This window comes from Kitasatospora sp. NPDC086791, from assembly GCF_040685975.1.
In the GTDB taxonomy this organism is placed as follows: Bacteria; Actinomycetota; Actinomycetes; order Streptomycetales; family Streptomycetaceae; genus Kitasatospora.
In genome coordinates, this window is the sequence record NZ_JBFBOC010000029.1 from 1 (window position 1) to 20811 (window position 20811).

24 protein-coding genes are annotated in these 20811 nt (G+C 71.8%); 14 read left to right on the top strand and 10 right to left on the bottom strand.

Annotated elements, in window-relative coordinates; genetic code table 11:
* The first annotated feature begins 267 nt into the window (after positions 1–267).
* The 8 genes from AB0Q99_RS27780 to AB0Q99_RS27815 all read left to right on the top strand — a co-directional run bounded on the left by AB0Q99_RS27780 (position 268) and on the right by AB0Q99_RS27815 (position 7487).
* The gene (locus tag AB0Q99_RS27780) at positions 268–795 is read left to right on the top strand and encodes a hypothetical protein (RefSeq protein ID WP_363576270.1); all 528 of its coding nucleotides are present in this window, start codon (positions 268–270) and stop codon (positions 793–795) included.
* 114 nt (positions 796–909) lie between these two features.
* A complete protein-coding gene (locus AB0Q99_RS27785) occupies positions 910–1395 on the top strand; it encodes a hypothetical protein (RefSeq protein ID WP_363576272.1) in 486 nt (161 codons plus the stop codon).
* Positions 1396–1626: 231 nt separating this feature from the next.
* Positions 1627–2379, top strand: coding sequence for a hypothetical protein (locus AB0Q99_RS27790; protein WP_363576274.1), 753 nt, complete (start codon positions 1627–1629; stop codon positions 2377–2379).
* 72 nt (positions 2380–2451) lie between these two features.
* The gene (locus AB0Q99_RS27795; RefSeq protein WP_363576276.1) at positions 2452–2997 is read left to right on the top strand and encodes a hypothetical protein; all 546 of its coding nucleotides are present in this window, start codon (positions 2452–2454) and stop codon (positions 2995–2997) included.
* Between the two features lie 571 nt (positions 2998–3568).
* A complete protein-coding gene (locus AB0Q99_RS27800; RefSeq protein ID WP_363576277.1) occupies positions 3569–4588 on the top strand; it encodes a hypothetical protein in 1020 nt (339 codons plus the stop codon).
* A 392-nt stretch (positions 4589–4980) separates the two neighbouring features.
* Complete coding sequence (locus tag AB0Q99_RS27805) at positions 4981–5730, top strand: hypothetical protein (protein ID WP_363576279.1); 750 nt, start codon at positions 4981–4983, stop codon at positions 5728–5730.
* Between the two features lie 321 nt (positions 5731–6051).
* Positions 6052–6930, top strand: coding sequence for a replication-relaxation family protein (locus AB0Q99_RS27810; protein WP_363576281.1), 879 nt, complete (start codon positions 6052–6054; stop codon positions 6928–6930).
* A gap of 47 nt (positions 6931–6977) precedes the next feature.
* On the top strand, positions 6978–7487 hold the full coding sequence (locus AB0Q99_RS27815; RefSeq protein ID WP_363576283.1) for a hypothetical protein: 510 nt from the start codon (positions 6978–6980) through the stop codon (positions 7485–7487).
* A gap of 73 nt (positions 7488–7560) precedes the next feature.
* Here AB0Q99_RS27815 and AB0Q99_RS27820 read toward each other — a convergent pair whose 3' ends face one another.
* The 6 genes from AB0Q99_RS27820 to AB0Q99_RS27845 all read right to left on the bottom strand — a co-directional run bounded on the left by AB0Q99_RS27820 (position 7561) and on the right by AB0Q99_RS27845 (position 10838).
* Complete coding sequence (locus AB0Q99_RS27820; protein WP_363576285.1) at positions 7561–7962, bottom strand: recombinase family protein; 402 nt, start codon at positions 7960–7962, stop codon at positions 7561–7563.
* Positions 7949–8296, bottom strand: a complete 348-nt coding sequence (locus AB0Q99_RS27825; RefSeq protein ID WP_363576287.1) for a hypothetical protein — start codon at positions 8294–8296, stop codon at positions 7949–7951. Before AB0Q99_RS27825 ends, AB0Q99_RS27820 begins: the two co-directional genes overlap by 14 nt.
* The gene (locus tag AB0Q99_RS27830) at positions 8293–8712 is read right to left on the bottom strand and encodes a hypothetical protein (protein ID WP_363576289.1); all 420 of its coding nucleotides are present in this window, start codon (positions 8710–8712) and stop codon (positions 8293–8295) included. Before AB0Q99_RS27830 ends, AB0Q99_RS27825 begins: the two co-directional genes overlap by 4 nt.
* 135 nt (positions 8713–8847) lie before the next feature.
* Positions 8848–9168 (bottom strand): hypothetical protein, encoded by a 321-nt coding sequence (locus AB0Q99_RS27835; protein ID WP_363576291.1) that lies wholly within the window; start codon positions 9166–9168, stop codon positions 8848–8850.
* 12 nt (positions 9169–9180) lie between these two features.
* Entirely contained in the window at positions 9181–10173 is a 993-nt protein-coding gene (locus AB0Q99_RS27840) for an ATP-binding protein (protein ID WP_363576293.1), read from the bottom strand.
* Positions 10170–10838: a hypothetical protein gene (locus AB0Q99_RS27845; protein ID WP_363576295.1), complete on the bottom strand. Its 669-nt coding sequence runs from the start codon at positions 10836–10838 to the stop codon at positions 10170–10172. The genes AB0Q99_RS27840 and AB0Q99_RS27845 overlap by 4 nt, the downstream gene beginning before the upstream one ends.
* Positions 10839–11102: 264 nt before the next feature.
* On the opposite strand from AB0Q99_RS27845, the gene AB0Q99_RS27850 reads away from it, so the two are divergent.
* From AB0Q99_RS27850 to AB0Q99_RS27860, 3 genes are all read left to right on the top strand, one after another.
* The gene (locus tag AB0Q99_RS27850; RefSeq protein ID WP_363576297.1) at positions 11103–11927 is read left to right on the top strand and encodes a helix-turn-helix transcriptional regulator; all 825 of its coding nucleotides are present in this window, start codon (positions 11103–11105) and stop codon (positions 11925–11927) included.
* Positions 11928–11954: 27 nt separating this feature from the next.
* Positions 11955–12167: a DUF397 domain-containing protein gene (locus tag AB0Q99_RS27855; RefSeq protein ID WP_363576299.1), complete on the top strand. Its 213-nt coding sequence runs from the start codon at positions 11955–11957 to the stop codon at positions 12165–12167.
* Positions 12168–12502: 335 nt separating this feature from the next.
* A complete protein-coding gene (locus AB0Q99_RS27860) occupies positions 12503–13750 on the top strand; it encodes an XRE family transcriptional regulator (RefSeq protein WP_363576301.1) in 1248 nt (415 codons plus the stop codon).
* Positions 13751–13925: 175 nt separating this feature from the next.
* On the opposite strand, the gene AB0Q99_RS27865 is transcribed toward AB0Q99_RS27860, so the two are convergent.
* The 4 genes from AB0Q99_RS27865 to AB0Q99_RS27880 all read right to left on the bottom strand — a co-directional run bounded on the left by AB0Q99_RS27865 (position 13926) and on the right by AB0Q99_RS27880 (position 17359).
* Complete coding sequence (locus AB0Q99_RS27865) at positions 13926–14708, bottom strand: alpha/beta fold hydrolase (protein WP_363576303.1); 783 nt, start codon at positions 14706–14708, stop codon at positions 13926–13928.
* A 263-nt stretch (positions 14709–14971) separates the two neighbouring features.
* Positions 14972–15448 (bottom strand): hypothetical protein, encoded by a 477-nt coding sequence (locus AB0Q99_RS27870; protein ID WP_363576305.1) that lies wholly within the window; start codon positions 15446–15448, stop codon positions 14972–14974.
* Positions 15449–15509: 61 nt separating this feature from the next.
* A complete protein-coding gene (locus AB0Q99_RS27875) occupies positions 15510–16868 on the bottom strand; it encodes a hypothetical protein (RefSeq protein WP_363576307.1) in 1359 nt (452 codons plus the stop codon).
* On the bottom strand, positions 16865–17359 hold the full coding sequence (locus tag AB0Q99_RS27880; RefSeq protein WP_363576309.1) for a tetratricopeptide repeat protein: 495 nt from the start codon (positions 17357–17359) through the stop codon (positions 16865–16867). Before AB0Q99_RS27880 ends, AB0Q99_RS27875 begins: the two co-directional genes overlap by 4 nt.
* Positions 17360–17760: 401 nt before the next feature.
* Between AB0Q99_RS27880 and AB0Q99_RS27885 the strand changes: the two genes are divergently transcribed.
* From AB0Q99_RS27885 to AB0Q99_RS27895, 3 genes are all read left to right on the top strand, one after another.
* Entirely contained in the window at positions 17761–18252 is a 492-nt protein-coding gene (locus AB0Q99_RS27885) for a hypothetical protein (RefSeq protein WP_363576311.1), read from the top strand.
* 1073 nt (positions 18253–19325) lie between these two features.
* Entirely contained in the window at positions 19326–20459 is a 1134-nt protein-coding gene (locus AB0Q99_RS27890; protein ID WP_363576313.1) for a conjugal transfer protein, read from the top strand.
* Positions 20459–20809 (top strand): hypothetical protein, encoded by a 351-nt coding sequence (locus tag AB0Q99_RS27895; RefSeq protein WP_363576315.1) that lies wholly within the window; start codon positions 20459–20461, stop codon positions 20807–20809. The genes AB0Q99_RS27890 and AB0Q99_RS27895 overlap by 1 nt, the downstream gene beginning before the upstream one ends.
* Positions 20810–20811: the final 2 nt, after the last annotated feature.

Genomic DNA, 20811 nt, shown 5'->3' on the forward strand with positions numbered 1-20811 from the left:
GTTGAAGCACACCTGCTCGAACTCCTCGGCATCGACGAAACCCGACCCCGCTGGCTGGAAACCTGAAACCCCACGTGCGAAGTCACCGGCTAGTCACCGGCGCTGACACCCACGGCTGGAATCCCGAGATCGGAGCTCGGCCGGAGACCTTCCCAGTCCATCAATGCATCAACTCACAGGTTGCGCGCGATGTGACCTGCGACGACGACCGCGCCCGGTGCGCAGAACGAGCCTCACTCCGAGGCACTGGAGTGCTCTAGGTTCGTATTGCGCACGAAGTGTCCAGCCAATTCGGAGAGCTGGTTCCTGGCCAGGTGCTTTGAGGACCTGCTCGCGGCCGGCGTGCGCGGGGTTGTCTCGTTCGCGGACCCGGTTCCCCGTCGCGATGCGGCTGGCCGGCTGGTGGCTGTGGGTCATGTCGGCACGATCTACCAGGCGACGAACGGGGTCTACACGGGCCGCGCGGCTGCGCGGTCGATCAAGCTGCTGCCGGACGGCACTGTGCTGAATGACCGGTCGGCACAGAAGGTGCGCCGCCAGGAGCAGGGGTGTGAGTACGTCCAGGAGAGGCTCGCCCGTCTCGGCGCCTCACCCTTGCGGGCCGGGACCGACCCGCGCGCCTGGCTGCGCCGTGCCCTGGACGAGGTGGGGGCGCGGACGGTCCGACACCGGGGTGCGCACCGATACGTGTTCAGACTGGGAGCCACCAGGCGTGAGCGGGAGGCGGTCCGCCTGGGTGTGCCCGCATTGCCGGCCTACCCGAAACGCCCGGATCTCGCGCCTTGGCGTGGCTGACCTGCGAGCAAGGCAGTACACACCCAGGCGGCACTGCAATGTGGTATACTTCTATCTGTCGTGAGGGGTTGGCGCCCCTCCGCCCGCTCGATCCCTGACCTCAACGGAGGCATCATGCCCAGTTCCGGCGAGTACGCCGACCTTCTCTGGTTCCACCTCGACACCTCGCAGATCCCCGCCCGCGTCGTACACACCGGCAGCGGCGAGTACTCGGTCGAGATCCCCGTCTGTCTCGGCGGGGTCTCCATGCACCTCGAAGTCAGCACCGACGAGTTCGGCACGCTGTGGCAACTGCGCGACAAGCACGGCCCGGGTGTCGGCGGGTCGCGCTCCGACCTCACCGTCGACCGGGTGCCGGACTGGGTGCGCACCTTGCTGAGCCACTTCGGGGGGCACCTCGACGAACCGTTCTTCCGCCCCGGCGACAAGGTCCTCGTGGCGGACGGCGACGGCGAGGCGAAGGAGGTGGTCGCCGTGGCCGAAGTCGTGGAGACGGGCGGGATGACCTTCCTGGTGAGCGACGCGGACGGACGACGCTGGCCCGCCGCGACCGCCGTTCACGCCATGCCGGTCGCCGAACGACGCGCCCTCAGCTCCTGATCCGGACCGGCCGCGCGGCGCCCCGCGCGGCCGGTCCCAGCGCACCCCTGGTCCGCCCGCCCCCGCAGGGGCCTGCCCGCGGCCGCACGCGGCGAGCTACTCACCGCGCCCCCCGGCCGCCCCCACTGCCCCGCGAGCGGAGCCGGCCGGACCTAATCGCGCAATACCAACAGCCGATCGCCCCGGGGAGCCCTTGGATCGCGGGCCCCTCGGCCGCCGAAGGAGAACAAGATGAAGCACGTGGTGCAGTTCAGCGCGGGCATCGGCTCGTTCGCCGCCGCTCTGCGCGTCGCCGAGCGGTACGGAACCAGGGACCTGGTGCTGCTGATCGCCGACGCGCACGCCGAACACCCCGACCTGTGGAGGTTCGCCGACGACGTCGCCGCGCACTTCGAGGTCCCACTGACTGTGGTCGCCGACCCCGAGGGCCGCGACCCGTGGGACGTCTTCCTTGACGTCAGATACCTGGGTAACAACCGGCTCGCGCCGTGCAGCTACTGGCTCAAGCAGAAGCCGTGTCGGGACTGGATCGAGGCGAACTGCGACCCGGGCGACACCATGCTCTACGTCGGCATCGAGGGCACCAAGCACGACCGGGCCCGCATGCCGGCCATCGTGCGCGGCTGGTCGCCCTGGCCAGTGGTCTTCCCCCTCGCCGAATGGGACGAGCAGCCAGCCGGCAAGGACGAGCTCTTCCAGGAGGCCCGTGCCCTCGGGATCGAGCTCCCGCAGCTGTACCGCGACGGTCACGGACACAACAACTGCCGAGGCATGTGCGTACGGGGCGGCAAGGGCGCGTTCCTCCGCACGCTGCGCACCGATCCGCAGGCCTACGCGTACGCCGAGCGGCGCGAGCACGAGGTCCGGGAGTACCTGGGCAAGGACGTGACGATCCTGCGGGAGCAGCGCAAGGGCGTCGTCCACCGGATCACGCTCACCGAGCTCCGACTTCGCGACGAAGCCGCCCGGTCCACCGCCGCCTGAACTCCACACCCCCGGCCTTCCGCCCAACCATGCCCGGGCGAGGGCCGTCACCACGGCAGAAGGAGAACCCCCATGAGTGGCTACTTCGACTCGGAAGGCGTCGCCTGGCTGGACAAGCCGCTTCCGGCCGGCCCGTTCCTCGCCGGTCCCTGGGAGACGGCGACGCCGGACCAGGCGGCCCTGCTCAACCCGGGGCAGAGCCTGACCGCCGCATGGAACCAGGCGCAGGAGCACGTCGGCGTCGCGACCCGGTACAGCCTGCTGCCCGGCGACCAGCCGGGCACCGTCACGGGTCTGGCCTGGACGGCTCGCGACCCCGGCGGCGACGACGGTGCGCGGCTCCACCTCTTCGACACGCTCGACCGGTTCGCCGCGTGCGCCGTCGGCGCCACCGCCGCGATCTGGGGAGTCGGGGTCGGCTACGAGATCCAGTTTTTCCCCGAGGTGATCACCTACGTCCCCGGCGCCGGCTTCACATGCGAACCGTTGCCCGAACAGGACAGCTACGAGTTCTTCCACCCCGCACAGCGCCGCACCGCCGTCTTCACGGCGCCGACGCCCCGGCAGTCCGACGCCCCGGCAGCCCGCCGTCCCTGGATGACCGGTGCCTCCGGCTGACGGGACACCCCGCCGCAGCACTCGATGCCCTCGGCTACCCCCTGCCGCCAGCCGGGTGCGACTGGTCGTGAAAACACTGCCTGCCCCCGACTGCCTGCAGCCGGGCCTGCTTCTGCCCGACGACGGGAACCTGCCGACCGGCGACGCATCCGCATCCGAGTGAAGGAGTGCCGGCACGGTGACGGGACCGGATGCGTTCCGCTGCCGGGCCGATAAGCCCAAGGGCGTTGGGAGCCGCCGCGCTCCCGACGCCCGCAGGCCTGACGGCGCCGCGCTGCGCCGCCCGATCTTCGCCTTGGCCTGGGGGTTGACCGGCCGGGCTGGCCGCTACCTTCCTCCTGCCGCACCGCCGCATTTGGTCATGCCCGTCGTAGGTGTCGAGCCGCGCCGGCCCGGCCTGGCGCCCCACGATGGCCGGCTGCAAGACGCGGTGGCGGGCGGCATGCCCCATTCGGACAGCATGTAAATGTGGTATCATTGTTTCTGTCGAACCGTGCGGTTCGACTCCCGGTCGGCGGTGGCTCCGCCGCCCGGCTCTCGATCCCGGATCCCGCAACACCAGGAGGCCCCGATGCCCGCCGCCGTGACGACCGAAGAGCAGTCCGCCGTCGACAAGCGCACCCGCGTGCAGATCCACCCGCACGCCCCTACCCTGCTCGTGCTCAACGCCAGGTTCGTGCTGCCGTTCGGAACTCAAGATCTCTCCCTGGCGATGCCGGCCGCGCCACAGGGAAGCCCCCCGTGGCAGTGCGCCGCGCTCGCGCTGTACCTCGGGCGACTGCGCCAGGGCGAGGTCGAGGCGAGCGCCGCCGCCCTGCGCGACTACCTCCTCAGCCGTGCACCCGAGCCGACCTACCTGTGGACCTACGAGAAGAGCGCGCGTCACGACGCGCAGGTCACGTGCCTGCTGGACTTCGTGCTGGACACCCGGAAGCCCGCCGCCTGGCGGGGCTGCTCGCTGTCGGTGCTCGAGGGAGAGGACGGATGCGGCGGGTTCCGCCACGAACGGATCTGGCGCGGCTGCCGCGACATCGTGAAAGGGGCGCTGGACGAGATCGCCGGCGAACGCGATCGGCTGCGCGCAGTGAACCGCAGGTTCAACTCCTCCGACCTGCTCAAGCTGGTCGAGTCCGCCACGGCCCTGGCCGACGAGGTCGACTCGGCATGGCTAACGCTGCGGGCGGACGCCAACCGCGACCACAGCGCCCGCGCCCGGACGGCGATCCGCGGCACCGCTGTCGAGGCTGAGAACCGCGAAAGCGTCCTGCTGCCCCACCCTGCCCCGCTGATCATCACCGGAACCCTGCAACGGGCGGCGGACCAGAAGCGCGAGAACGACGGAGGCATCGTCGCCCGCCTCCAGCTGGTACCCGACGAGGAGTTCCGCCAGCACCTCTCCCCCGTGCCCGATTTGCTCGTCTGCCGGCTCGAAGGCGAGCTCGGCGCCCGAGCACTCCAGCAGGACCTGCGCCCGGGCGATCGCGTGGCGGTGCGCGGCCGCCTGGCGGTCCGTTACTACCGGGGCGACGACGGCATCCCGCGTTCCGCAACCCTGTTCCACGCCGACGGATTCGGTCCGTTTCTCGGCTGACGACCCAGCCGTCCGCCGGGCGGCCCGGCCGGCAACTGCCCTTAAACCATCCGGTCGCAGCCCAGGTCCGGCTGTCGGCCCGATCCCGTCGACGTCCGCGACCAGGTCGTCGTCGACGAGATCGGGCCGACAGCCGGATCGCGCGGATGACGCCCCGGCCACGGCCACCGAGCGTCGCAGGCCGCAGCACTCACCCAGCCGGCTCCTCCCGCCGGGGAGTCACCCGGCGCCGGACCTTCGGGGCGGCTCAGGGAACCCATGAGCCACCGGTGGCCGGAGGGCCGGCCACCGGCCGAAGGAACCATCGCCCCACAGTCCCGCATCGACTTTAAATTGTGGTACCTTCTTTCTGTCTCCGGAGCCCTGGGGACCTACCCCCGAAGGAGTTTGTGATGATCCCCGCCGGCCGCATCCCCGCAGACGACAAGAAGGCCGCCGAGCTCTACGGCCTGAGCCTGAGCCGGTTCCGCACCGTCCAGCCCTGGAAGAAGTTCCCCCCGAGCGTCAAGTACCTGCAGAGCCCGGCCGCCAAGGTCCGTGTCTACGACCTCGAGCAGCTCACAGTCCAGATCAGCAACATGAAGCTGGAGGAGGGCGCGAAGCAGGAGATCCCCCTGCTGCCGCGCGACCCCGACATCCTGCTTCCGCAGAAGCCCGGTGAGGTGCCCCAGCTGAAGCCCGGGGTCACGCTCCAGGACGATGACCTGCTCGACCGGTACGAGGCCTACGCGGCCATCCCCGAGGAAGACCGGCCGGCCTGGTCCACCTGGCTGCGGCTGATCGCCCCGCCCAGCGGCGGCGCCACGACGGCGGGACCCGGGACCGACGACGAGTTCGACATCGCCGGCGCCCGGTATTGGCGGTACCGCAGCCTCATGGACTGGAACGCCAAGCGGATCCCCCAGCACGCGACGGGCCTCGGCCAGGGTCGCCCCGCCGGCCCGGAGGAGCCCGGGATCCGTCAGCCGCGGCGCGACTTCATCGAGCGGGTCGAGAAGACCCGCCGGCTGCTCGCCGACGACCCCAACCGCACCAACGCGGAGCTCGCCCTGGCGCTCGGCGTGAAGTCGGAGCGGACCGTCGAGCGCATCCTCGCCTTCCTCGAGGAGGAGCGCGCCGGCGGCAACCAGCAGGAGGACTGACGCCGCGGCGGACATCCGCTCACGATCACGCCGCCGCACGAACTCACCAGGGACGCCGGCGGGCCATCAAGCTCCTGACCTGCCGAAACGCTGGAAACTCACCAGGCCGGACGGTGCCGCGGACCGCAAACTCACCACCGCGCTCGGCAAACTCACCAGCACGCAGCCCGCACTGCGGTGAGACCAGGAGAACTCACCGGCAAACTCACCAGCCCTCGATGCGGATCTGTTACGCAGACCGCGGACCGTGGGGAGGATTCCGGTAAGAACCGCGGGGTTGTCTCAGTTCGACACGATCACCAAGGACTCCCCGAGGCACTCATGAGCAGCATCTATGACCGGTCGTTCCTGTGCGCGCTGTACCTGCACCGGCTCGCGACCGCCGAGCAACTCCACCAGCTGGTGAGCCCGGACGTCGCGCTAGACCTTACGCGGCGCCGGCTGAACAGCCTGCGCAAGCAGGGCGTCGTCGACCGCGCGCTGAAGGAGGGCAGGCAGGGCATCTGGTACCTCACGGATCGCGGACGCTCGATCGGCGAGAGTATGGACGAGCTCGCCGGCCGCACCAGCCCGCCGGCGCCCGAGGATCCCTTCGAGGCGAAGATGCGCAGCGAGCACAGCCTTGAGGTCCTGGACACCCACCTGGCGTTCTTGAAGGATGCGCGCCGGCGGGGCGACGAGTACGGGTACCTGGACTGGTCGCCGGAGATCTACCACCGGGTGGCCGAGCAGGGTGCCGACGCGCTGATCGCCGACGCGCTGATGCGGTACACGGTGGTGAAGCCGTCCCGGGCGCTGCACCGGGCGTTCATCGAGGTCGACCGCGCCACCATGTCCTCGGAGGCACTGGCGAGCAAGCTCCTGGCCTACGCCCGGTTCCACCAGCTGCTGCCGGTTCCGGCCAGGCATCAGCGCAGCGTCCAGGCCCAGTCGGCGATCCCTGCGTGGCAGCACTACTACCCGGCGAACTTCCCCCGGATCCTGTTCGTCCTGGCCAGTGCCGGGCCGACCGCACGGCAGAACCGGGTACGCGACCTGCAGGCCCTCGCCCAGACGAGCCCGCTCGTCGAGCGCACGCTCCAGACGGTGCGGGCCGGTGTCGCGAGCCTGGAGGAGATCCAGGAGCACGGCCCGTCGGCACCGGTGTGGGCGTCGCTGGCGGATCCGCAGCGGCCGCGGTGCGGTTGGGCGGAGCTGTGACACCCCTGGACGACCGATCGGTCGCTCCGACAACGAAGGCGAGGACGATGGAAGTCTCAGTTCTGGTGATCGGCACCGACCTGTCCGTTCGGCAGGAACAGGTTCCCGACGGTGGCGCCGAGCAGCATGAGGCGTTGCGGCGGCTCGCATGCGCGGGCCGCGAGGCCGGCAAGTTGGCGTCGCCGTCGTTCTACCATCGGCAGGCGGTGACCTGGGTTGGTCAGTTCGAGGCCGGGCTGGACGACGATCCGCGGTGGCGCGATGTGCTGTGCCGGCCGAATGTGCTGGCGACGGCGCTGGTGAGCGCGTGGCGGGGAGTCGACTTGGGGTTCGGCTCGTACTGGTTGTACGGCCCGGTCGTCTTCTCTGGCGTGCAGGCCGAGGCGGATGTGGCGGGGCTTGCGGCCGATCGCGTCCAGGACGCGGTGAAGGCGCAGCGGGCCTACGTGGAACTGCTGGAGCGGTGGCGTCTTGATGCTGCGCCGGCCGATCAGGCGGAGCAGTGGCGCCGGGTCCTGGCGGCCGTTCGGTCGGTGGTACCGGCGGGAGCCCGCTGAGCAGGAACAGGGAGGCGGCTGTGGCCGGGACCGTGGATGCGGTCCCGGCCACAGTCGTCTCGGCGACGCGGCGTCAGGGTTGCGGTGGGGCGCCGATGGTATGCGGGCCTCGGCGGGCGTCGGCGAGGACCAGGGCGAAGCCGCTGGACTGAACGGCGTGCTGGAAGGCCCAGTAGTCCTGGTCGTATGGGAGATCGAGCTCCTGGACGACGATCCCGTCGAACCGCCGTGCCCGCAGTTCCTTGATCATGCGCTGCCAGCGGAGGGGCCGCTGACCCGCGGTGTCGTGGAAGAGGGTGCCGACGGTCCACGACCGGCTGTGCGCTTCGAGGCGCCCGACGGCGTGGGTGGAGGGGGCTGCTCGGGGCCGGGGCGAGGTGGCGTAGACGGCGACCAGGACCCGGGGGCCCCCGCGGTGGTGGGGTATGCCGGCCGGGCGCAGCGGTGGAAGGGTTCGGGGGTCAGCTGAGGGCACGGTGGTCCCCCTGCCGGATGCTGAACGGGCGTCGGTCGGTGTCGTAGGCGGTGGCGGCCATGGTCAGGCGGTGAGTTCCCTGGTGGCGGGTGAGCCGGAGCTGCTCGCCTCGCCGGAGCGATCGGATCGCGGTGTCGTAGCCGTCCCTGCCACCGAACCAGTCGGGAAGTGCGCTCTCCGCCACGACACCGGCTCGCTGGAGTGTGGCGCGTAGGGTGCGGCGGAGGTGACGCAGCGCCGGGCCGGGGGTGGCGTGGTAGGTGACGCGCAGGACGGTAGTGGTGTGCCTTTCGGTGGTGTGGGTGGTCTTGATGGTCGCGGTGTAGATCCTCATGCGGTCCCTGCCAGCGGTGTGGCGGGCAGGTCGGTGAGGGCGGAGGCGAGCCAGGCTGCCGGGGTCAGGGTGGAGGTGGCGACCGGCCAATGGAGCCAGCGGACCGGTTCGGGCTGGCCGGTGGGCGTGGGGAGGCGGTCGGGGCTCGGGTCGGGCATGTTCACCGTGGTGCCGGGCGGGATGAGGCAGATGCCGGGGCCGAGCGCGCTCCAGTGCTCGGGGTCGGTGCCGCGGGTGATCAGCCAGTAGGTGACCTGGCGGGCGGTGTCGAGGAGAACGGGTTCGAGGTAGTCCGGGCGGTCGTCGGCTTGGAGGTGGGCGAGGGCGGTGAGGCCGGTGGCGACGGGCATGCGGGTGGTGTCCCAGTCGTGTCCGGTGGGGATCGCCAGGAGGGTTCCGGGTTCGGACCAGGTCACGAGGGCACGGTCTCGGTCATGACGGTCGAGGGTGCGGGCGAGGTAGAGGGCCGGGGGCAGTGTCGGCCGAACACGTCGGCGCGTGGTCGGCAGGGGGCTGGTCGGTGGCTGGGTGGTGGTCATGGTTGTCGTGGCTCAGGCGGGTTGGGTGGTGCGGGTGAAGACCTTGATGGGGTCGTTGGCGCTGCGGCTGTCGGGCTCGCGCCCTTCGAGGTGGATGATCTTGCCCCTGTCCGGGCGGGCGCGCAGGTCCCGGACGTACCAGGGCGCGCCGTCGAGGAGTACCCAGTCGCCGATGGTGAGCTCGGCGACGGTGCGGTCGGTCGGGTTGCTGAGCGTGGTGCCGTCGGCGAGACGGAAGCGGGTGGTGCCGAGCGGCTCGGCGCCGTTCCACTGGTGGTCCTCGGTGGCGGGGCGCCGGGTGGCGGGTTGCCTCGTGGGGGGTGGGACGCGCACGGTTCCTCCTGGTCAGGGTCGTCGGCCGGCAGTGGACGCGGGCAGGACGGCGGGGTCGGGGATGCTGGCGGGAGCGATGGCTGTGGTTAGGGCGTCGGCGAGGTGGCCGGGGTCCGTGAGGTGGCCGCTACCGTCGGGCGGGACCAGCCACATTCGCTCGTTGCTGGTGCTGCCAGGGCGCGGGCAGAGCAGTGTTCGGCCCTCGGCAACGGTGTGGGTTCCCTCGATGTCGGGCCAGCGGGAGCCGGGCGGGACGAGGAAGTAGGCGGTGTCCGGACCGGTCGGCGGGTAGTGGGCGAGGACCGGTCCGGGCGTTAGGCCGTACGTACCCAGGTGGTCAAGCACGGCGCCGACGTGCTCGGCGTTCACCGCGACGGCATCGAACTCGGCGCCGACGGGGATCGGGGAGTTCTCACCGCGGTTCCATCCGGCGGCGAGGGACGCTCGCGCGTCGACCGGGCAGGCGCGGGTGAGCCAGGCCATGCCGTCATGGCTCGGCGTCAGTGAGGGGGTGGGCGCGGGTTGCTGGTGCGCGATCGCCGGTTGCGGGAGGCTCTGGTCGAGGTCCGGGACCGGGCACACCGCGGTGACGAGTTTGCCGTCGCCGAGGGTGATGGTGTCCCAGGCGCAGGTCAGGGCGTCGACGAGGCGCATTCCCTGGCCGCGGGTGAGGGTTCCGGGTGCGGCCGGGTTGATCTCGGGCTTGGCACCGCCGTTGGTGTCGGTGACGGCGATCCAGATGTGGGGGGCCTCGACGGCGATGAGGATGTCGATCTCCCCCGTGCCGCCGTGGCGCATCGCGTTGGTGACCAGTTCGGCCAGAACGAGTTCGGGGCCGAACAGCGCGTCGGGGTCGTGAGTACGTCCTTGGGTCGCCAGCGTGGTGCGCAGGTAGGAGCGCGCGGTCGTGCGCAGGGCACTGACCTTGTGTTCGGTGGCGTTGGTGAGGCGCCATGCCGTAGCGGGGGCGGTGGCCGGGATCTGGGGGGCAGTAGTGGCGGTCATGACGCCTCCTGCGGGTGCGGCCGCTTGAAGAAGGCGGCGAGGTTGTTGTGTCGCTGCGCGGGCTCGGGCTCGGGGGTGGCCTGCGCGGAGGGCCGAGGGGTCGGCGCGATGGCCGCCGGGTTGGCGGAGTGCAGGGCGAGGGCGAGTTGGCCAGCGAAGGTGAGGGTCCCGCTGCCGTCTGGTTCGATCACCCAGCGCCCGCCTTCGGGGTGGGGTATGCCGGGCTGCGGGCACGGCAGGGGGGCGCTGTGGGGGCCCAGGTGTGTGGTCAGGTCTCGGCCCCAGTTCCAGTACTTGTTCTGCACGACGGTGACGCCCGTGAGCAGGGTGTTCCAGTCGTGGAAGAGCGCCGGGACGAGGAAGATCAGGTCGGCGCCGGTGTCGAGGACGGGCCCGGGCTTGTGGTTCGCGGCGAGTAGGCGCAGCGCCTGGTCGCCGAGTCGGGCGTGCACGCGGATCGCGTCCCAGTAGCGCGGGGCGCCGGGTTGGATCGGGGCCTGCCCGTGGGGGGTTTGCCATGCCGTGGTGCAGGCGTGGAGGTCCTGGCCGTGGAGGAGCCATCGCGCGCCCGGGTTGAGGGGGTGGCTGGCCTGGCGGACCGGTATCGGCCCGGTGAGGGGGGTGGGCGGGACCGTTGTCTGCTGCGGTCGCGTTTTGGGGTTCATCAGGGCTCCAGCCGCGTCGCGGGCCTGGGCAGGCCGACCAGCACCACAGATCGCTGTTAGCGATCATGTGGTCACTCAAAGCAAGCGGAATCCACTGTCCTCGCGAAATCGCGACTCGTCAACCACTATGCTCGCGAAATCGCGACCACGCGGGAGAATGTGACACTCCAGCACCTCGCGGATGGCCGGTACCTACCGGCACGACCCACCCCACCGGCCCAACCGGGCAGACTGTGACCCACACCCGTAGGAGGGACCCCACCCGTGGCAACCAGCGCCCAGACCTACCGCCGCGCGCGTTTCGGCAGCGTCATGCGCCGGCTCCGCGAGCAGCTCGGACTGACTCAATCCGCCGTGGCCGCACAGGTTGGCGTCGGCGTGGACAGGATCAATCGCGTCGAGTCGGGCCGGGTGAAGCTCGAAGTCGCCCTGCTCCGTGCGCTTCTCGACCTCTACGGCGTACAGGACCAAGTCCGCCGCGACGCGATGGAGGACATGGTCGTCAACCTTGCCAAGCCGGATTGGTGGGCCAACTACTCGCTGCACCTGGCCCTGCAGGACTACCTCGGCCTGGAGAAGGACGCGTCGGCCGCCTGGGCCTGGGAGCCGCTGCTGGTACACGGCCGCTTGCAGACCAGGCGCTACGCCGAGGCCCTCCTGGCCTCGGGAGAGGGTGTGATTCCCGGCGGCCGGGAGCGCGTGGAGGACATGGTCGCCGTCCGCATGCACCGACAGGAGGTCGTCACCAGCGCCCTCACGGTCGTCCTCAACTCGGCCGCGCTCGACACCATCGTCGGCGGCCCGGACGTGATGCGCGAGCAGATCGCCCACCTGCTCACGCGCTCCGAGGTCGACCTGCGGATCCTGCCGACCGGACGACCCCACGTCGGCCTGGACGGCGCCTTCACCAGGCTGACCTACCCCGATGGTGGAGAGCTCGCCTGCGTCGAGAGCCTGGTCACCACCTCCTACTTCGACGACCCCGAGTCCCTGTCGCTCTACGGCCGCGCCGCCGAGCAGCTCACCGATCTTGCGCTCGACCCGAGCGCATCGCGGGCCTACTTGGAAGAACGCGCCCGCGCCCTCTGACCCGAGCCCCATCCCGGAAGGACCCTCATGCCGCACCACCCCCCTCGTCTCGCGCCGGACGAGTGGACCACCAGCTCCTACAGCGGCCAGCAGGGCAGCTGCGTACGCTGGCGCCGCGACCGCACCGCGGAGGACCGGATCGAGATCGGCGACTCGAAGGACCCCGACGGCCCCACGCTGAGCGTCTCGACGCCGATGTGGACAACGTTCGTATCGTTCGCCCGGACGTTCGAGGTGTAGGAGCGCCCCAGCGCCGCCGAGGGGGCGCGGACGGCGGCATCGCGCCGCTGATCCCCGCCCCCTCGGCCTTCCCCTCACTGCCGATGCGCGGCCGACCCCGAAGGAGGGCCGACATTCACGGACGTGCGCGCAGGGGCCGATTCGGCCGGCGCGCCCGCGCGACGGCGTTCTCGCGCGCTGGTGCTCCACCGCCGGTCCTCTCGCCTGATGCTTTGCCTTAGTCCAGCGCCCATCCGGTGGGTGAGTCCAGGTCAGATCACCGGACACATCGGGGCCGGGCCAGGGATACTGGGCGCTGCCCCGCGGGCGTCAGGCAGGGGTGGAGGGAGGGGCGGATGGACGAAGCCGCCGGTGTCGGCAACCCGCAGTTCGTCGCCGCCCGGGTCCGGCTGGGCTTCCACACCCAGGAGGAGTTCGCCGAGGCCTTCGAGGCCCGAGCCCGGGAGCTCGGAACGCCGCTGGGCATCTCGGTGCGCCAGGTCCGCCGGTGGGAGTCTGTCCGCCCGGGCTGGCCGAACCGGGCCGCGCGCGATGTGCTGGTAGAGCTGCTCGGCACCTCGCTGGAAGGCCTCGGTTTCGTACGGCCCTCGCGACCATCAGGACGTCGACAGCGCCCTGCGGCAAGTGAGGACGCAAGTGAGGAACCATCCAGCGCGCGGCTCTCCGCACTCCGGGACGCGCTGGACGAGGCGGCCCGGACCGACTCGCTCCTCGGCCCGCGGGAATCGCTCCCCCGGGCACTCGCGATCCTCGCCGACATCGCCGACGCGGCCCGGGAGGCCCACGCGCCCCTGCGTCGCGAGCTGCTGCTCCTCGGGGCCCGCGCGGCGGAATTCGCAGCGTGGCTGTACCGGGACTCCGGAGCGGCAGCCGAGCACACCGCTTACTGGCACGACCGCGCCGTCGAGTTCGCCACCATGGGCGGCGACGGAGCACTCCACGCCTACGTGCTGCTCCGCAAGGCGCAGGCCGCCGACGACGATCCCGCCCGCATGCGCGACCTCGCCCACGCCGCGCACGCCGGGCCCTGGTCGCTGCCGCTGCGCCCCCGGGCCGAGGCCCTGCAACAGGAGGCCCGTGCCCTGGCCCTGACCGGGGTTCGGGGCGATCCGATCGACCGGCTGCTCGACCAGGCCCACGAAGCAATCGTCGCCGCGCCCCCACCGACCGGTCCGGCCACCTGCACCGGCCCCCTGGGTGACGCCTACACCCTGGAGCGGCTCATGGCACAGAGCGCGCTGTGCCACCGCGAGTCCGACCAGGCAGCCCGCGCGGTCGAGGAGTTCCGCTCCTGCCTGGACACCGCGACCTTCGGCCCCCGGGACCGAGCGTTCTACACCGCGGCGCTCTCCGGTGCCCTCGCCGACGCCAACGAGCCCGACGAGGCCGCACGCGCTGGACTGGACGCGCTCGCGATCGCCGCCGGGGCAGGCTTCGGCAGGGCGCTCGCCGAGCTGCACCGCACCTCGGCCCTGCTGGCCGGCCACGCCCGCCGTCCGGCGGTGCGTCAGCTGCACCAGGCCGTCCGTGAGGCCCGGATTCCGGCTCCCCGCCCCGCGCAGCCGCCGTCCGCACCGGCATAGCGCCGGAGCAACCGACGGCCGGCACCGTCCGCAGGGCGCGGACGGTGCCGGCGGGAACGAAGGAAGGCGCGGCTCAGCGGGCAGTGAGGAGCGGGTTGCCCTCGCGATGGCCTCGGCCTGCCAGGCGCTCGGTCGGCTGTGACGGTCCCGCGAGCACGCCGGCACCTCGTGTCGGTCAGGCTGCGGCCGGCTCTGCTCCGGGCCAGCATCCGAGGAAGTGCGCTACTCGGTCGACGACCTCCACCTGCCAGGCCTTCGTCTGGGGGTGGGCGTAGCCGGGGTCGTTGTGGACGGCGAATCCGTGCTCGGAGCCGTCCAGCTCGTAGAGCGTGGTGGGTCCCTCGAAGGCGGTGCGGTAGCGGCGGGAGGACTCGATCGGGACGAAGGTGTCCTTGGTGCCGTGCACGATCAGGGTGGGTGCGAGCACCCTGGCCAAGTAGGCGTCCGGGTCGAGGAGCTGGACCTCGTTCAGCAGAGCCCGACCGAGGGCGAAGGGCGAGCGCTCGGTGAAGCCCTGGCGTTCCAGGTCGAGGGCGGCCTGGGGCTGGAGGTAGTCGCCGCTGACGTAGGGGCGGGAGGTAATGTAGCGCTCCTTGTAGTCCAGCCTCGGGTTGAGCAGGACCAGGTTGGCCACCTCGTCGGGACGGGCCGCGGCGTGCATCGCCGCCGCGCCGCCGGAGAACGACGCCGCGATGACGTGCACCGGAATCCGGGTGCCCGCCTCGGCGCGGAGGTGGTCGGCGGCGGCCCGGATGTCGTTGGCGACGCCGGCGATGGTGATGTCTTCCTGCCGGCCGTCGGAAGAGCCGTGGGCACGGAGGTCGAAGCGCAGGCTCCTGATGCCGACGGCGGCGATCCCTGCGGCGAGGCGGTCGAAGAACCCCCCTTCGTGGCGGGTCACGCCAGCCCCGTGGACCAGCACCGCCAGACCGCGCTGCTCGCCCTGAGGCTCCGTCATGGTCCCGTGCAGCTGAATCCCGTCAAGCGAAGCGAACACCGTCTCGCGATCAGTCATGCACGAATCGTAGCCGCGGGAAGCGTGACCTTCGAGGGCGCACGGGAGCGCGCACACCTGCGCGAGCGGGAGGCTGCCGTCCCGTCAGGCCGCGACGCTCCAGCTCGCGAGGAAGAAGGGGTCACACGGTGGGGCGAGGAGCGGCGGGACGCCGTCGGCCAGGATGGCGTACGGCGCGGTCGGTCGGGACGCCGCGTGGAGCGGGTTCACGCCCGGCCTACGGGCAGAGCCTGCCGGCAGTGGCCGTCCCGGAAGGCCTCGGGGATCAGAACGGTCTCGAACTCGTCCAGCGGTTCGCCGACCCACTGCGCCGGGGGCTCGGCGGCGGGAGACGCGGCCGTCGCGGTGTACTGGTCCCAGGCCCACCGCGTGTAGACGTGATCGGCGCCGAAGACGTGCGTGCTCGCGACGACAAGACGGCCCGCGCGCTGCCGGGCCACAGCTGCGCGGCCGGCCACGAGGTCTTGCTGCGTATCCGTCCACGCCAACCGGTACCACGCGGGCGGGACGGGCGGCGCTGTTGGGCACGGCGGTGCGGCGACGGTGCGGTGGGCAGCGTGATCGCCGCGCGACGATGCAGCAGGCGGCCTGCTGGAGGCCTTGGCGGCCAGGCGCCGGCCGAGGACCGCGGCGGCCACGAGAAGCAGGGCGACGACGGCGGGCAGTCGGTCCGGGATCAGCACGGTGTCCTCCAGGTGCTCGGTGGGGCGGGGTCGGCGGGCGGTGTGGACAGCGAGGCCGGGGTCAGGCGGAGCTGCCGGTGCGCCCGGACGGGCGAACGGCGTTCTGCGCTGTGTCCAGGCAGTCGGAGCAGAGGGGGAGCTCGGGCGGTGTTCCTCGTCCGGGTCGCCCGCACGAGGTGATCGCGCAGCGCCAGGCGACCGCCTGGTCGGGGATGACGGGATCGGGGGCCCGGACCTCGGTCCGGGCGGGCCTGATGCGTGCGGCCGCGTCCAGGGCGTCGGTGTCGGCGGAGAGCGTGGCGGCGGCCCGGGCCGCGAGCCGCTCGGCTTCGCGGAAGCCGCAGGCCGTGCACTCCTGACCGGTCGTGAGGAGCAGCCCGCGTTCGCAGTCGGGCAGGTCGCAGTCGTGGCCCATCTCCAGGACGGTCGCCAGGTAGCCGACCGGGCGCTTGATCGCGTCCGGGTGTCCTTCGGGGAGCTGGATCCGCTCCGGCGCTTGGGCGCGGAACCAGCCGGCGTTGACGCGGGTCTGGACGTGATCGGCGGTGCGGCCGCAGCGCAGCAGGTCGCGGACGCGGTCGCGGATCATCTTCGGCGTCCGGCCGGGCGCCCACAGGTTCAGGGTGTCCAGGACGGTGTAGGCGTCGCTCTCCCCCGGAAGGAGCCTGGCGGTGGTGGTGCGGATCGTCTTCGGTCGCGGGCTGTTCTTGGTGCCGGTCGCGGCGGAGCCGCCGGGGGCGGGGTCCTCGTGCGCGCCTGCGCGCGCGAAGCCACCCGTCACCTGGCCTTCGGCCGTCCGGAAGGCGTCTGGAGAAGGGTTCTCGACAGGGCTATAGATATTGGGCGTCACCGGTGCTGCCAGGGTCGCGTCACCGGTGCTGCCAGGGGTGGCGTCACCGGTGCTGCTACCCCCCTGGGCTCGGGCGGCCTTGAGCGCCTTGGTGCTGACGCCCTTCGGGACGCCGCCGCGGGGCACGATTCCGGCCTTGCGCTTGGCCTCGCGGCGCTGCTCCCGGCGGGCCTTGGCGACGTCGGCCGCTTTGACGCCGGGCGGCAGGGGGTCGGTCCAGGTGGTGGTGCCTTGCCACATCACGCCGGCGTCGTGGAGGTGGTAGATGTTCGCGTCGTGGTTGCCCGGGTTGAGCGGGTCCATCCGTTCCTCGACGGTGACCATGCCGGCCACGTCCATCTCGTCCAGGGTCCGGTCGAGGGTGGAGAGGCTGACGCCGAGCTGGCGGGCGAGCTCTCGCCTGTAGGGGTGGCCGAGGCTGGTGTCGCGGCCCTGGGTGTCGGCGTAGCTGACGAGGATGCCGTAGAGGGTGCGCGCGTTGCTGGAGTAGCGCGGGTCGCACATCCAGAGGTTGGCGACCATGCCGAAGGGGAGGCCGCCGCCGCGGCGGACCTCGGGCTTGAGGCTCATCGGGTCGTCGCCGTGGCGAGGTGGCGCGGGCGGGGCCCGTGGCCGGCGGTGAAGGAGGTCAGTGCCCTCTGTGCGAGGCCCGGGATCGGGTCGGGCGTGGCGAGCATGGGGCTCACGGCGCGGTGGTGGGCGGCCTGCAGGAGGCAGGTCAGCGCGCGCTGGTGGTCTCCCGTGAGGGCGCAGACCTGGCCGAGGATTTCGAGCGCCTCGGCGGTGTAGGGGTGGTCGGCGCCGAAGCGGCGTGCGGTGTCGTCGACGTGCAGGGCCGACAGGCGGGCGGCGTCGGCGAGGCGGCCGGTCCGGACGGCGGTGGCGATGTGGAGCCGGGCGACGGTCGTCGCGGTCGGGGGTGTGGGGGCGTGGCGGGGAGAGCGCGGAGGCGTCGGCGCGGCGGTGGGTGTCGAGGTGTTCTTGTGCAGTCGGGTGCGCAGCCGGCGGAGGAGACCGGGGCGCCGCTGGGCTGCGTTGCCGTGGGGTGTGGTGCTGGTCATTGGGGCTCCCCGCTCGGGTGATCATCGGTCACCCGTAGAGAACCCCGCGGCTCTTACCGGTTTTCTGTCCACGGGAACCCCTCCGTGATTACAGGTTGATAACGGGCAGTGGTGAGTTCGCTGACGCTGGTGTGTTCGATTCGATGGCCCGTGCCGCTGGAGCCCGGGACGCGGAGGTGGCGGTTCTAACCGGCGTCGACGGCCGGCGGGCACGGTCCGGTGCCGCTCGGCGACGGCCGGCGGCGGGTGGTGAGTTCCGATGCGGCGGTGTCCGGCGGCTGGTGAGTTCGCCGAGTCGGCCGTCACCGCCTGGTTGCGGCCTCGTTGAATCGCCCGGCTCCCGCTTTGACACCCCATCGGGGGATGACTCCGAGTTCGCCGTGCCCGATACGGTGCCGGGCATGACGCAAGCAACGTGGGGTCTGTCGGTGGTGGATCTCGTCGACGGGGACCGGTGGGCGGTCGTGGTCGCGCAGGCCGCCGACGACGCCCAGTACGACGCGCTGGCCACCCGCCTCAAGCAGGCCGGGTTGAAGCGCACCGGGGACCGCGAGTGGAACCGCGGGCTGCTCCCGCTCACCAGCTGCTCGGTCACGGTGGAGGACGGCTACCTCACCCAGCTCCATACCGGCCGCACGCGCATCCTTGCGTTCCCGCCGCCGGACGTCACGCCCAACTGGGAGCAGGCGGCCGACCGGGGCCGGGTGATGTTCGCGTTGGTGAAGCCCGACACCCTGCCCAGCATCGGCGCCCAGCCCCAGGACGAGGGGCTGCACTCCGGGCACCGCGACCTTGTCGCCGAGCAGATCGCGGCCGAGGCTGCCGCCGGCCGCCTGCTGGCCGGACTGGCGAGCGTGCTCGACCAGCCCGCTCCCCATCCCGGCCGCCGCTGACTCCCGTCCGACCAGCGGCAGTCCAGCTTCGCGGCCACGAACGTGCCGCCGGAGCCCGGGCTGCGGAGGTGACGGTTATGGCCGGGGTCTGCGGCCGACGAGCATGGTCCAGTGCCGCTCGGCGACGGCCGGCGGCGGGTGGTGAGTTCCAGTGCGGCGCTGCCCGGCGGCTGGTGAGTTCCGGTGCGGCGGTCGCGGGGAGTGATTTTGCGGCCGTGCCCGGCTTCGACCCAAGGCAGGGCGCGGCGGCCGTCCGGGCACGTGTGATGTCGGATCCGCGAGGCCGGTCGCAGCGCGCCGAGCGGTCGCAGTCCGGGTGTCGCAACCGGCCGGGTGTGCGACGGCCGGATGCGATCGGGGTTGCAGGTCCCGCGTCGCAGGAGGGGGCGGGACATGGCTGTTGCGACCGTTCGGGGCGTCCGGCTGCGATCCCCATAGCAGTCACGGAGTGTGATGATCGCGGGCCTCGTCACCGGCCCGGTGCACGCTGCCGCCTCCGGGTCGCACGTCCCGCAGGGCTGCGACAAGCCGCGTCCGGAGGTTGCGGCCAGGCACACGTTGAGGATCCCGGGCGAGCGTTGGCGCCGTACAGGCAGCGGTAGGAACGAGCCGTTCGCGGGGCCGCCGCCTCCCTGCCGGGCCCTCTTCCGGGACGTGCGACCAGGAGCTGCGACTGGTCCGGGCGGTTGCTCAGCGTGGATGTCCGCCGACGGTCCGGCTGGTGAGTTTCGCCTCGGCGTCCGGCGGGGGCTGGTGAGTTTGAGGCGCCCGCTGCGGGCCACCTGGTGAGTTTGGCGGTGACCGTGGTGAGTTCGGGGCCAGCTGGCTGGTGAGTTTGGCCGTCGGGCCTGGTGAGTTTGCTCCGCGCCGCCCCAGGGCGCTGGTGAGTTTGGTCCGGGCCGCTGGTGAGTTTGCTTCTCGAAACTCTCCACCGCAGGTCAGAGGGCCTTTCGAAACTCACCAGAGGGCGTTGTGGATCCGTTACGGAAGACGGCTTCCGTGGACAGAAAACCGGTAAGAGCCGCGGGGTTCTCTGTGATCGACAGCTTGAGTCGATCTTCGAGAGGGCCCCGATGTCCTTGTTCTCCTTCCGCCGGAACCCGCCTGACGACGAGGCGGATTCCGTGGTGGTCCCGGCCGAGGCGCTGCGCCGTCGTGGCCGGCTGACCCACGCGGCCCGCTACGCACTGTGGGCGTCCATCGCCTGCGGTCCCGTCGCACTGCTCGCGGTCGTGCCGGTGGCGAAGGCGCTCGCCAAGCCGGCGGTCCTGGCTGCGCCCCCGGCGCCGACCGTGATCCCGGCGCCGACGGGCTATGCCGAACTGTTCGTGGATCTGTGGCTGCGAAGCAGTTCGCAGGCTGCGACCGGCGGCGACGTGCTGCACTCGATGGCCCCCGGGGTCGACCTTCCGCAGCCGGCCGACAAGAGCACTCTTTCGGTACAGAGAGTAGTCGCGGTGCGGTCGCAGCCGATGGGCGGTCGCACCTGGCTGGTGACCGTCGCGGCCACGATGAGTGCGCCTGCAACGGCCGGTGCAGCGAGCGGGTCGCAGTCGTCGCAGAGCCCGGTCGCCCCGTCGCAGTCGTCGCAGCCGACCCCGGCGGCGGTGTCCGGAGGTTCGCAGTCGAGCACCGCGCTGGTGGTGCGCTACTACGCGGTGCCGGTGTCGATGGTGCGCGGGCCGAGCAGCGGCGGGGCTCCTGACTCCCTGTCGGTGACCGCCGCGCCGGCTCAGGTGTCGGGTCCGCTGGCGCTGTCCGGCAGCGACGGGACGACCGGTCCGTACGGCACCCAGGTGCAGGCGGGTCCGCTTCAGCAGGCGGTGTCGGAGTACCTGACCGCCTATCTGACCGGGGTGGGCGAGTCCTCGCGCTACCTGTCGCCCGGGGTGAAGATCCCGCCGGCCGGTGCCGTCTACCAGAAGGTCGAGCTGGTCTCGCTGGCCGCCCGGACCCCGGTGCCCGCCGCGCCGGCCGACGGCGCCGTGCTCGACGTCCTCGCCCAGGTGCGCGCGACCGACGCCTCCGGGCAGTGGCCGCTGGCCTACCCGCTGCACCTGAGGGCGCGCGCCGGCCGCTGGGAGGTCGCCGCGCTCGCCCCGGCCGCCCCTGCCCCCTCCCCTTCTTCTTCCCCCTCCCCTTCTTCTCCCTCTGCTCCGTCTTCCCCGGTCGCCCCGGCGCCGGCTTCCCCCTCCGAGGTGCGGTAATGGCTTCCACCCTGACGCTGGCCGACGCGGCCTCCGCCCACCCGGTCATGCTCGCCGGCGCGCTGAAGAACATCGGCGACTCCTGGTCCGTGACTGCCCTGGACTGGGTCTCCAAGTTCCTCATGATCGCCCTGGTCCTGATCTGCTGCATCCAGGTCGTCAAGAAGATGTCGATCAAGGCCGGCATCGGCGCGGTGATCGGTTTGGTCCTGTGCTGGGCCGTGTTCTCCGGCCGCTACTCGCTCTCCAGCATCGTCGAGGACGAGTTCAAGGACCCGGGCACCACCCAGTCCAGCACCCAGGGCATGGGTGTGCGTGACCTGCCGCCGGTCTTCGAGGCCCGGCTGTGAGC